The organism is Microvirga sp. 2TAF3 (assembly GCF_052114965.1).
Classification (GTDB): domain Bacteria; phylum Pseudomonadota; class Alphaproteobacteria; order Rhizobiales; family Beijerinckiaceae; genus Microvirga.
On record NZ_JBFRFT010000075.1, the window covers coordinates 1 to 357 of the forward strand.

1 other RNA gene is annotated in these 357 nt (G+C 59.4%); it reads right to left on the reverse strand.

Annotation, left to right across the window (positions count from 1 at the left end):
* Positions 1–27: 27 nt before the first annotated feature.
* Positions 28–357, reverse strand: a transfer-messenger RNA (tmRNA) gene (gene ssrA, locus AB4Y97_RS21075); the annotation flags it as partial.

Genomic DNA, 357 nt, shown 5'->3' on the forward strand with positions numbered 1-357 from the left:
AAGATTTGAAATGGGAACGGCACCCGGAGGTGCCGTTTCTGTTGCTAGGCTTTCCCGAGCCCCGGATGGTTACGCCGCGAGGCGAACCGCACCCATGTCAACGTTGTCGTTGGCATTTGTGAATTTGCACTATCAGGGCCGTAGCTCAGCCCAATCGCAGCCTAGCCTTTATTACGCCTAGTCGAACCCAAGTCGCCCCCATCACAAGCACACCGGAACAGCGCCCGGCCCAACGAAAGCCTGTCGCTCTCGAGACCGGCCCGCAGTGCCTGACGGCCGGTGTGCTTGTGGTGGAGGCGGCGGGAATTGAACCCGCGTCCTAAACGCCTATTCCACTCTGCCTCTACGATCATAGTC